11 protein-coding genes are annotated in these 10333 nt (G+C 39.4%); all 11 read left to right on the plus strand.

Features of this window, described 5'->3' with window-relative positions:
- Positions 1 to 473 (plus strand): DegT/DnrJ/EryC1/StrS family aminotransferase (locus tag IH598_17700; GenBank protein ID MBE0640351.1); only part of this gene is annotated, 473 nt, incomplete at its 5' end.
- A gap of 58 nt (positions 474 to 531) precedes the next feature.
- On the plus strand, positions 532 to 1359 hold the full coding sequence (locus IH598_17705) for a 3-keto-5-aminohexanoate cleavage protein (GenBank protein MBE0640352.1): 828 nt from the start codon (positions 532 to 534) through the stop codon (positions 1357 to 1359).
- Between the two features lie 41 nt (positions 1360 to 1400).
- Positions 1401 to 2093: a GNAT family N-acetyltransferase gene (locus IH598_17710; protein MBE0640353.1), complete on the plus strand. Its 693-nt coding sequence runs from the start codon at positions 1401 to 1403 to the stop codon at positions 2091 to 2093.
- A 124-nt stretch (positions 2094 to 2217) separates the two neighbouring features.
- Positions 2218 to 3438, plus strand: coding sequence for an ATP-grasp domain-containing protein (locus tag IH598_17715; GenBank protein ID MBE0640354.1), 1221 nt, complete (start codon positions 2218 to 2220; stop codon positions 3436 to 3438).
- Between the two features lie 5 nt (positions 3439 to 3443).
- Positions 3444 to 4520 (plus strand): NAD/NADP octopine/nopaline dehydrogenase family protein, encoded by a 1077-nt coding sequence (locus IH598_17720; GenBank protein ID MBE0640355.1) that lies wholly within the window; start codon positions 3444 to 3446, stop codon positions 4518 to 4520.
- A gap of 10 nt (positions 4521 to 4530) precedes the next feature.
- Positions 4531 to 5925: an acyclic terpene utilization AtuA family protein gene (locus IH598_17725; GenBank protein ID MBE0640356.1), complete on the plus strand. Its 1395-nt coding sequence runs from the start codon at positions 4531 to 4533 to the stop codon at positions 5923 to 5925.
- The gene (locus IH598_17730) at positions 5918 to 7282 is read left to right on the plus strand and encodes an MmgE/PrpD family protein (protein ID MBE0640357.1); all 1365 of its coding nucleotides are present in this window, start codon (positions 5918 to 5920) and stop codon (positions 7280 to 7282) included. The genes IH598_17725 and IH598_17730 overlap by 8 nt, the downstream gene beginning before the upstream one ends.
- Entirely contained in the window at positions 7283 to 7603 is a 321-nt protein-coding gene (locus IH598_17735; GenBank protein MBE0640358.1) for a DUF4387 domain-containing protein, read from the plus strand.
- Positions 7604 to 7614: 11 nt separating this feature from the next.
- Positions 7615 to 8394 (plus strand): hypothetical protein, encoded by a 780-nt coding sequence (locus tag IH598_17740; GenBank protein ID MBE0640359.1) that lies wholly within the window; start codon positions 7615 to 7617, stop codon positions 8392 to 8394.
- A gap of 49 nt (positions 8395 to 8443) precedes the next feature.
- Positions 8444 to 9505 (plus strand): NAD/NADP octopine/nopaline dehydrogenase family protein, encoded by a 1062-nt coding sequence (locus IH598_17745; protein MBE0640360.1) that lies wholly within the window; start codon positions 8444 to 8446, stop codon positions 9503 to 9505.
- 2 nt (positions 9506 to 9507) lie between these two features.
- Positions 9508 to 10333: cobalamin-binding protein (locus tag IH598_17750; GenBank protein MBE0640361.1), on the plus strand; the 826-nt coding region annotated here is incomplete at its 3' end.

Consider the following 10333-nt stretch of genomic DNA (forward strand, 5'->3'; position numbering starts at 1 on the left):
TCCGTGGCGAAACCACCGTAATTGCCCCCGGCATCAATGCCAAGATGAACGAAGTGCAGGCCGCCATGGGATTGTTGCAGTTAAAACACATTGACCGGAACATTGAAAAACGCCGCCAGATCACCATCCAATACCGCGAACAGCTAAAAGACATTCCCGGTATAACCTGCATAAACGACCTTCCCGGTGTGAAACACTGCTACTCTTATTTCCCGGTTTTTGTGGATCAAGAAAAATACGGTTTAAGCCGCGATGCCTTGTACGACAAACTAAAACAACACAATATTTATGGCCGCCGCTACTTCTATCCCCTTATCAGCCAGTTTTCCGCTTACCGCAATCTCGAATCCGCTCTTCACGGCAAATTGCCGGTAGCTGAAACAATTACCGAAAAAGTGATATGCTTGCCGCTGTATCCCGAGCTTGAATTATTGTCCGTAGAGGACATTTGCAATATTCTACACCAGGCCTGATCATTTTTAATGTTTAAGTTGTTATGATGTTTAATGGCAAATTAAATCTAAAGGCTTAATGAAAAAAATTATTATCAATTTCTGCCCTAACGGCATGGTACCAACAAAAGCCATGACCCCTCATGTCCCTGTTTCACCGCAGGAAATCGTTGAGCAAACCCATCAGGCTTATGAGTTGGGCATCACTATTGCCCATCTTCATGCCCGAAATGAGGACGGATCACCAACTTATAAATCCACTGTTTACCGGGCTATTTTTGAGGGTGTTCGCACGCATTGTCCTGATCTCATAATTTGCGGCAGTAGTTCCGGACGCAACTGGCCTGAATTTGAAAAGAGGTCTGAAGTGATTGAACTGAAACCTGATATGTGCTCTCTTACACTCTCTTCTTTGAACTTCATAAGACAGGCCAGCCTTAATGAGCCCGATATGATTGTCAAACTCGCTGAAAAGATGAAAGAATATGGCGTTGTTCCTGAACTCGAATGTTTTGATCTGGGAATGATCAACTATGGCCTTTATTTGATCAATAAAGGAACTGCAGAAGGTCCTTATTATTGGAACTTGTTATTTGGAAACATTGCCGGATTCCAGGCCAGCTTTGCCCAAATGGGAACGGCCATTAACATGATTCCGCATGGTCATTATATTGGCTTAGCTGGTTTGGCGGGTGATCAGTTGCCTGTGACTGCTGCCGCCATTGCCATGGGATATGGCGTGAGGGTTGGTATTGAAGATAACATCTGGTGGGATGGAGCCCGAACCCGGCTTGCGACAAATATTGAACTGGTAAATCGGATACATCATATTATTGAGCTTCACGGTTCAAGCTTGATGACAGCAAAGGAGTTTGGGGAGATGGGGTTCTATAACAGGAAAAAATAAAAAAATGCTATGATTACGAAAAATAATTTTTTTGAGCTGTTATGAAGAAATTTATAGAGTGGTTCATTATCAATGACATAGTAAAGATCAGAAAATATGGATTGGTCTCGCACCTTAAGTATTTGTTTAGTTATGCCAAAACAATTGTCCATATTCAGATTGACTTAAACAGGCTACAAAAATTACCAGACATTTCTCCGCTTATAGTGCGTGAATTATCTCTGAATGACGAAAACGATTTAAATACCTGGGCTGATATTATATATTTAGCTTTCGATGAGGAACAATATGATGCTTTGCTGGCAAAGGATAAACTTACAAATCATGATTTCCTGAAGGTTAAAAAGGTATTTCTGGTTTTTGACGGGACCAAATGCATTGGTACTGTGTCAGCGGCTGTTTTTAAAAGCAATCCCAACATTGCCAGTGGTTGCAGATTTGCTGTACATCCGGATTATCAAGGTAAAGGACTGGGCAAGTATTTGTACCTTTTAATTCTGCATGTTCTGAAAGATGAAGGGTATAATTATTTTGAGAGCACCATGGCCATAAAGCGGGAAACATCGTTTATCGTAAAATTTAAACTGGGCTTTTACCCACAGCTCAACAGAAGATATGTTCAATACAAAAATCAAAAGCGGTTTTTTCTGGTTAGGCTTGCAGCCAATTATAGACTTTATCGGCTATGGCGCCAGTACAAGAAAACAATAAATGAAAAATACCTCACCGGATAACAGCCAGAATCTCCTGAAAAATATTACAGCATCATATATTGCAAAGCTGTACAAAAAACTAAAAAGCCGACAACTGAGTGCTCATTAACATTCCATTGAGTGCTGGCCTGATAATCTTAACACAATGAAAAATGCAATCGTTCTCGGTGGAACCCATGATCATATCAGGTTAATCGAAATCCTGAAGGAAAAGGGGTATTACACTTATTTGATTGATTACCTTGAAAATCCACCTGCCCGCAAATTTGCTGATGAGCATATCCGGGAAAGTGCTCTGGATAAAGAGAAGGTTTTGGAAATTGCCATTAAAAATAAGTCTGAGTTAACAATAGCTCTTTGCATTGATCAGGCTTTGTTATCAATGGCTTATGTTTCTGAAAAAATGGGAACACCTTGTTATTTGTGTTTTGAAAAGGCTCTTTCTTTAACCAACAAGGCCCTAATGAAAAATATTATGCGGCAAAGTGGTATTCCAACTTCCGATTTTTTAATTATCAAAATTGCCTCAGACCTGACTGATATAAAATTTGGCCTTCCTTATGTGGTTAAGCCAGCAGATAGTAATAGTAGTAAAGGCATTTCCAAGATAGAGAACAAAGATCATTTATTAAATGCATTTATTAGAGCAAAAGAATTTTCAAGTACAAATGAGGTCATTTTAGAGCAGTTTAAAGAAGGTGTTGAGTATTCAGTTGATTTCTTTATTAAAGCAAGTATGCCTCAATTACTGCTCATTACAAAATATTCAAAATCCAAAATACACAGCAATAAATTTATTATCACTCAAAGCTACTCACCAACTGACTTTCCAAGTAACCTAATACCAAAATTGCATCAAATCGCCTCAAATATTTCCAAGGCTTTTCGCATATCTGATGGCCCTTTGTTTATTCAATTATTAAGAAATGATAATGATATCAATATTGTGGAATTCAGTTCCAGGATTGGAGGTGGCTCAAAACATCACTTTATGAAGCGCGTCAATGGTTTTGATTATTTAAAGCATTTGATTGAATTTACGCTAGGAAAGAATCCATCAATTGAACTTAACCATACCAATAGTTTTACTGGAATAAATTTCGTGTATGCAAACAAAGGAGCGATGATCTCATTGGAGGGTTTTGATAAAGCGGTAAAAACTGGTCTGATTGCTGAATATTTTAACTATAAAACAATTGGTTCTGATATATCTGGTTCTGAAAGTAGTGCTGATAGATTGTTAGGTTTTATTGTGGAAGGGAACAGTTTTGAGGAACTTGTGAATAAATCCAAAATTGTTGACAGCCAACTTAGGGTTCTGGATAAAAATGGTAATGACATAATGATTCATGATTTGTATTTCTAATTATTATGAAAAGAAAAAGGATTACAGTTATCGGCGCAGGAAATGGAGGTCAGGCAATGGCTGGTTTTCTTGCCATGACAGGCCATGCAGTTAATCTATATACCAGGTCGGCTAGTAATTACCTCATTACCAGTAGAAAAAATAAAATAACTTTGAAAGGGGCCATTGCTGGCGTGGGGGTTGTCAGTTGTATTACTGATAATATTGAAATGGCTATAAAAGGCTCCGAAATAATCCTGATAGCAACCACTGCAGATGTACATAAAATTATTGCACAACAAATTGCTCCTCATATATCTCCAAACCAAATAATAGTGTTAAACCCGGGACGAACATTTGGTGCAATCGAGGTTAGGGTGGAATTGGAAAGATTAAGTCAGAGCGCGAAAGATGTTGTTATTGGCGAAGCACAATCTCTGGTTTACGCATGTCGTGCATCGGAATTTGGAACGGTAAATATTATCGGTAAAAAAGATAAGGTTTTGATTGCGGCATATCCAAGAAAAGACAACAAAGCGGTTATGAATGTCATGAACGAACTTTTTGATTGTTTTGAAGAAGCTGATAGTGTTCTTACTACATCGTTAGAAAATATTGGCGCTATATTCCATCCTTCTGTCGTTCTATTTAATGCCGCGGCAATTGAAAGAGGAAACGATTTTTTCTTTTATAATGACATGACACCTGCTATTGCAGATTTTTTACTCTGCATTGATGAAGAGAGATTGAATGTTGGAAAAGCGCTTGGCCTTAAACTTATGGGTATTGAAAAGTGGGTTTCATACGCCTACCCGAATATTCAAGGCTCTGATTTGTGTGAAAAAATGCGAAATAATCCGGCTTATTTCAAAATTTTGGCTCCTAAAAGCATCGGCTCAAGACTTATAACAGAGGATGTACCTACTGGACTAGTACCTATTTCCCAGGTTGGCGATTTTGTAGGTGTAAGCACATCGTTAATGAAATCTGTCATTCATATTTGTTCAAGCCTTGTCGGAATAAATTTCTGGAAAACCGGCAGAAATATTGACAGCCTTGGATTAACAAATAAGTCTAAGAATCAGTTTTTTAATCAACTTTAATTATAAATAAATGAAGAAAATTGCTTCGTTAATATCAACAGGAAACCTCGGCGACAATATTATAGAGAAAAAAAGTTTCTATGAGGGTTTAAAGCAGAAAATTGACTTTTTAGCAGCAGATGCAGGTACTGCTGATGCAGGACCTACTTTTTTGGGATCAGATTCTCCGCATAATCCAAAAGAGTGGGAAGAACATGACCTGGAGTTGCTTTTACTTGCTTCAAGAGAAAGGGACATACCAATGATTGTAGGTTCGTGCAGTACAACCGGTACAAATAGTGCAGTAAAACGGTATGCCGACATTGTTAGAAACCTTGCTAAAAAGCACAATTTAAAGCCATTTAAAATGGCTCTTATTTACAGTGAAGTAAGTAAGGATTATTTGTTCGAGCGCATCAAAACAGGAAAAATTGAACCGTTGAATGCTCCAGAGGAACTAAATCATAAAACCATCGAAGAGACTTCTTTTGTAACCGCATCAATGGGAGTGGAACAAATCATACATGCACTTTCAAATGGTGCTGATGTAGTGCTTGCTGGTCGAGCCTGCGACGATGCTGTAATTGCAGCTTACCCAATATTTTTAGGGTTCGACAAAGGTATTAGCCTTCACATGGGCAAGGCGGCTGAATGTGCTTCTTTGGTTTGCTGGCCCCAAAAGGTTAAAGAGTCAATTATTGCCACCACCTATGAAAAGTTCTTTGAAATTGAACCGATGCATCCGGATCAAAGTGCTACACCACATAGTGTTGCAGCACATTCGATGTATGAAAGAACCAATCCGTTTTTTCAAGGTGTACCTGGTGGTATTCTTGATATGACTGTTAGCAGTTTTGAGGCCGTAACTAATAGGATTACAAGGGTTAGTGGCAGCAAGTTTGTTCCTTCTGCTGACGGAATTTATAAAGTAAAATTAGAAGGTGCAGGATTCGCGGGTTTCCGGGTTTACCATGTTGTTGGTATCAGGGATAACAACGCTATACGGTATATTGATAAAATTCTTCAAGATACTTATGACAAAGTTTCAGATGTGGTTTATCAATACAGAAAGGATGAGGACTATCAGTTAAAATTTCACGTTTATGGCAAAGATGCCATTATGAAAAACCTTGAGCCAGAAAACGTTATTTCTTCTAATGAGTTATGTGTTATAATTGAAGCAGTTGCCAGGTCGGAAGAAATTGCTACTACTGTTGTAAAAGCTGCTAAATTCAGGTTTTTTTACATGAGCTATCCCGGACAAATGAATTCATCGGGAGGATCAGTAGCATTATTGACAGATGAACCACTTTACCCTAAAAATAAGTGCTACAAGTGGACAATTGATCACCTATTGCCATTAGATAACCCTTTGGATGCGAATATTTTTAAGTTTCACTTTGAAATAGTTGATGGCAATGAATGATAAATTTATTCTTGAGAAGCTTGTTAATTACTACATAGCATTAGATTTAGCGAATACCCCTGATGATGTTTTGCATAAAGCAAAAATGTCATTTCTCGATTATCTATTTGTATATATCGTCGGTTACAACAAAGGCATGCTTACACAGCCTATCCTTGATTATGTTAAAATAAGAACCAAAAATAGTGAAGTTAGCATACTTTTATCAGGTATAAAGACCGATCTTGAATTTGCTATACTTTCATCTGGACTCATTGCACATTCAGTAGAACTTGATGATGGACACCGTTTTGGAACCGCTCATCCTGCCGTTGTTGTTATTCCAACAGCACTAGCATTCGGTGAAAAGTTAAATAGTTCATTTGGAGAAATATTAAAAGCCATTATCGTTGGCTATGACATAATGCTAAGGCTATCAAGATCAATCAATCCTTCACATCTGAGAAGAGGTTTTCATTCAACAAGTACAACAGGTACAATAGGTTCGGCGGCAACAGCATCTGTATTAATGGGTTTTAATAATGAACAAATGCAGGCTGCAATTGCAATATCAGGTCTGTTTAGCTCTGGCTTACAGGAAATGCTTCACAGCAATCCCTCCTCAAAAGCATTACAAGTAGGACGTTCTGCCCAATCGGGTGCAACAGCAGCGCTCTTAGCAGAATTGGGAGCAAAAGGGCCTATTTCATTATTTGAAGGACAGCATGGATGGATTAAAGCAATGTCTGATTCTTACAACGAAAATGACCTTTTGGGTGAATTTGGAAGCAGGTGGGAGATATTAAACACTTATACCAAACTGTATCCAACATGCAGGCACTGCCATCATGCAATAGATTTAGCAATTGAAGCTTATCACAAAGGATTTAATCTTGAAAACATAGCTGAATGTCGCCTGATTACCTACTCACTCGGTATCGCTGAAGTTGGGATGATAAGACAACCTGAAAACACTGAAGAAGCAATGTTTTCAATTTGTTATGCTGTTGCACTTGCATTATATAAAGGTAATGTTACGTATGAAATGCTCGAGGAAAACATCACCAACCCAGCAATACTCAACTTTGTTTTAAAGATCATTGTTGAATCTGATTCAGAAATGGATAGAAAATATCCCGTAGAAAGGGCTTGTATTATTGAGTTAACAGAAATTGAAGGTGGTAAACAGACGCTGAGTACTCATTTGCCAAAAGGTGAACCAGATACAGCATTATCCAATCAAGAATATTTAGAAAAATTTTATTCCATCACAGAACGATATATTCCAAAATCAAATGTTTGGGAACTATATGAATTGGTAATGAAATCAGACCTTAGCAACAGTATTATAAAGAATATTTTATCATTAATCAAATAAATAAAGCCAATGAAACTTCAGGAGTTAGCCCGCACCATCAGAAGTAAAAATGCCGGTTCCTTTATGATAACGGTAGAAATAATCTTTGATGATCCCGACATCTATTTTGCCATTAAAGAAAAAAAATTAATTACCCAAAAGACCATCGCTGATGCCTATAAGATTCCATTAGAGTCAATTCAGGATTTTGTTTATTACGATCCGGGTCTTGGTGTCAAAGCAAATTTCCAAAGACTTATCCCAAGCGGTGGCCCGTTTGAGACTGATGTTTATGGATGTCAACAATATGCTCCATTGCTAAACATTGATATTAATATTTGAAAATAGTTTATATGATTTTGTCTCACAAATTCAAATTCATTTTCATTAAATCCGCAAAAGTTGGTAGTACAAGCATTGAATTGATGCTCGATAAGGTATGTCGACCAGAGGATGTTTTTACCCCCCATTGGACACCTGAGGAAAATTTATGCTATCGAAACTATAATGGCGTTTTTAACCCATTTCCTGAAATACTAACCAGAATAAGAGGTTGTGGATCATTGAACAATATTGGGAATCATCATACCTGGAAAAATATTACGGCTAAAATAATGTTCTTCGAAAACATCCCGGCGTGGCAGATCAAATGTCGTTTACCCAAGTCAATCTGGAATAATTATTACAAATTTACCATCGAACGTAATCCATGGGATAAGTGCGTTTCAAGATATTTCCAAAGCAAAGGGATTTTTGAACCAAAATATGGTAAGGAATTAACTTTTCCGAGCTGGTTTGAATATTTTGAGAATAGGCTGAAAACTCCTTGGGTTACTACTGCATGGGGTTCTGAAGCACCATACAATTACCCCCGTTATGCCAATCCATGGACTGATGAAATCCTTGTAGATAAAATTTGCCGGTACGAAAATCTTGAAGAAGAATTAGCGGATGTGTTTAATATGCTTAGAGTACCTTTTGGGGGATTGAACGATTACCACGCCAAAGCAAATTATAGGACTGACAGAACACATTATTCTGAGTTCTTTGCTGAAAAGAAGCATCAGCCTTACATCGAAGAGATTGCTAAGGTGTTTAAAAAAGAAATTGATTTAATGAATTACAAATTCTGATAGCATACCCGAATATTCAAGTTAAAATTAAGTCGATCTAACGTTTTTTATGAACATCTCCATCATCGGCGCAGGCAACGGCGGACAAGCCATGGCAGGGCATTTTGCCATGCTGGGGCATGAAGTGTGCCTTTACAATCGTTCGGCAGATCGCATCCGGCAACTTTGTGAAAGCAAAGAAATAATACTCAGGGAAGCCTTAAGCGGAAGCGCTCACATCCATAAACTCTCTTGCAACCTGAATGAGGCTTTAGATTACGCTGACCTTATCATGGTTACCACCACTGCTGATGCCCACCATGATCTTGCTAATAGTATGGCTGAATTTCTGAGGGACGGACAAACCATCGTATTAAATCCCGGCAGAACATTAGGAGCTTATGAGTTCAGCACCATTGTGCACAAAAAAACCAATAAGGCTGTTACCATCGCCGAGGCCCAAAGCCTCATTTATGCCTGCCGGGTGGAAACGCCCAGTACAGTTAGGGTAATCGGCGTGAAAGACCATGTGCTGCTGGCAGCCTGTCCGGCAAGTGATACACACCATGTACTACATACGTTGAACGCGATTTACCCTTGTTTTGTGAAAGCAGAAAATGTACTCGTTACCAGTCTCGAAAACATTGGGGCAATTTTTCATCCTGCAGTGGTGATGTTCAATGCTGCCACTATTGAACGCGGACAGGGATTTTATTTCTATAATGATATGACTCCGGCAATTGCTGATTTTCTGGAACAACTGGACGCGGAGCGCCTGAATATCGGAAAAGCTTTTGGGATCAATCTCAAGCCAGCCGTGGAATGGGTTTCGTTTGCCTACAAGGGAATTCAAGGCAATACACTGTGTGAAAAAATGCGTAACAACCCTGCCTATTTTAAAATCCTCGCGCCTGCTGCATTAAACAGCCGTTTGTTGCTGGAAGATATACCCACAGGCATTCTTCCGTTTATCGAACTGGCCGGAATGGTGGGCGTAAAAGTCCCACTGATGGAGTCAGTGTTCAATGTTTCTCAGGCATTGCTGAAAAAAGAATTCAGAAAAACAGGCCGCACGCTCGAACGGCTAGGGCTTGAAGGCGTTTCAGCCAAAGCTTTTTTGAAAAGTTTGTAATTATGTCAAAAGCACTGCACGATAGCGAAGTTTTTGGTTTCATCAAACCCAAAGTGGATGTGCACACATTGGGAATTTCCGTTATTGCAGGACTGCTCAACGATTGCGGATACAAAACAGTGGTCGGTGGCGCCGATGTGGCCGGTGCAACTAATGAGATTGCCAAACTCGAGAACCTTTCGTTTATCCTGAAATGGATAAGTTCAAATGGCATTACCCGGCTTGGATTCAGCTACCGCCTCGATCCGCAAAATGCACGTCATGCCTTTGGAAAAATGTTTCATCTTCTGCGTGAGAGCAACATCTTCTCTGAACAGGGCGGCTCGGTGCGTGGAATCTATTTCGCCGGTTTACCCGAAGCCTGCCGGCTCATACAAAATGATTACAATGAAGAGGTTCCGGTGTTTCTGGGTGATGAAACCCCGATGGAAACCCTGAAAAAAATGGGCGTTCCTGAGCATAAGATCCCAAAGTCCGTTACAGAGGGATCGGCCTACGACACCGAACGAATGAACTTTGCCAGAGCTTTGATCGAAAAAGGAGACTATCATTTTCAGCAGCCTTTATCCCGGCATAAGTATCCGGATTACGGAACCCGCCATGATACGTTGGCTGAGCGCATCCTTCATAACCGCAAGCGAGGCAATACACCTCTCATGCGTGTACATGTTGGTCCCTATCAGCCCAATTATGAGGAGGCTAAGAGGGAGTTTAATGCGTGGCTTAGAACACTGGCTGAAACAGGTTTTCTCGATATTGTTTCGGTGGGTTCCTCCCAACTAAGCCAAAGCGATTTTAGAACCGATTGGGGCAATCGTCCAAATGGTG

Source organism: Bacteroidales bacterium, assembly GCA_014860585.1.
Lineage (GTDB): Bacteria > Bacteroidota > Bacteroidia > Bacteroidales > 4484-276 > RZYY01.

Bases quoted from the DNA above. Each gene is read 5' to 3' on its own strand.
- IH598_17715 (MBE0640354.1), top strand. From the start codon at position 2,218: ATGAAAAATGCAATCGTTCTCGGTGGAACCCATGATCATATCAGGTTA.
- IH598_17730 (MBE0640357.1), top strand. From the start codon at position 5,918: ATGAATGATAAATTTATTCTTGAGAAGCTTGTTAATTACTACATAGCA.
- IH598_17725 (MBE0640356.1), top strand. From the start codon at position 4,531: ATGAAGAAAATTGCTTCGTTAATATCAACAGGAAACCTCGGCGACAAT.
- IH598_17710 (MBE0640353.1), top strand. From the start codon at position 1,401: ATGAAGAAATTTATAGAGTGGTTCATTATCAATGACATAGTAAAGATC.
- IH598_17745 (MBE0640360.1), top strand. From the start codon at position 8,444: ATGAACATCTCCATCATCGGCGCAGGCAACGGCGGACAAGCCATGGCA.
- IH598_17705 (MBE0640352.1), top strand. From the start codon at position 532: ATGAAAAAAATTATTATCAATTTCTGCCCTAACGGCATGGTACCAACA.
- IH598_17740 (MBE0640359.1), top strand. From the start codon at position 7,615: ATGATTTTGTCTCACAAATTCAAATTCATTTTCATTAAATCCGCAAAA.
- IH598_17720 (MBE0640355.1), top strand. From the start codon at position 3,444: ATGAAAAGAAAAAGGATTACAGTTATCGGCGCAGGAAATGGAGGTCAG.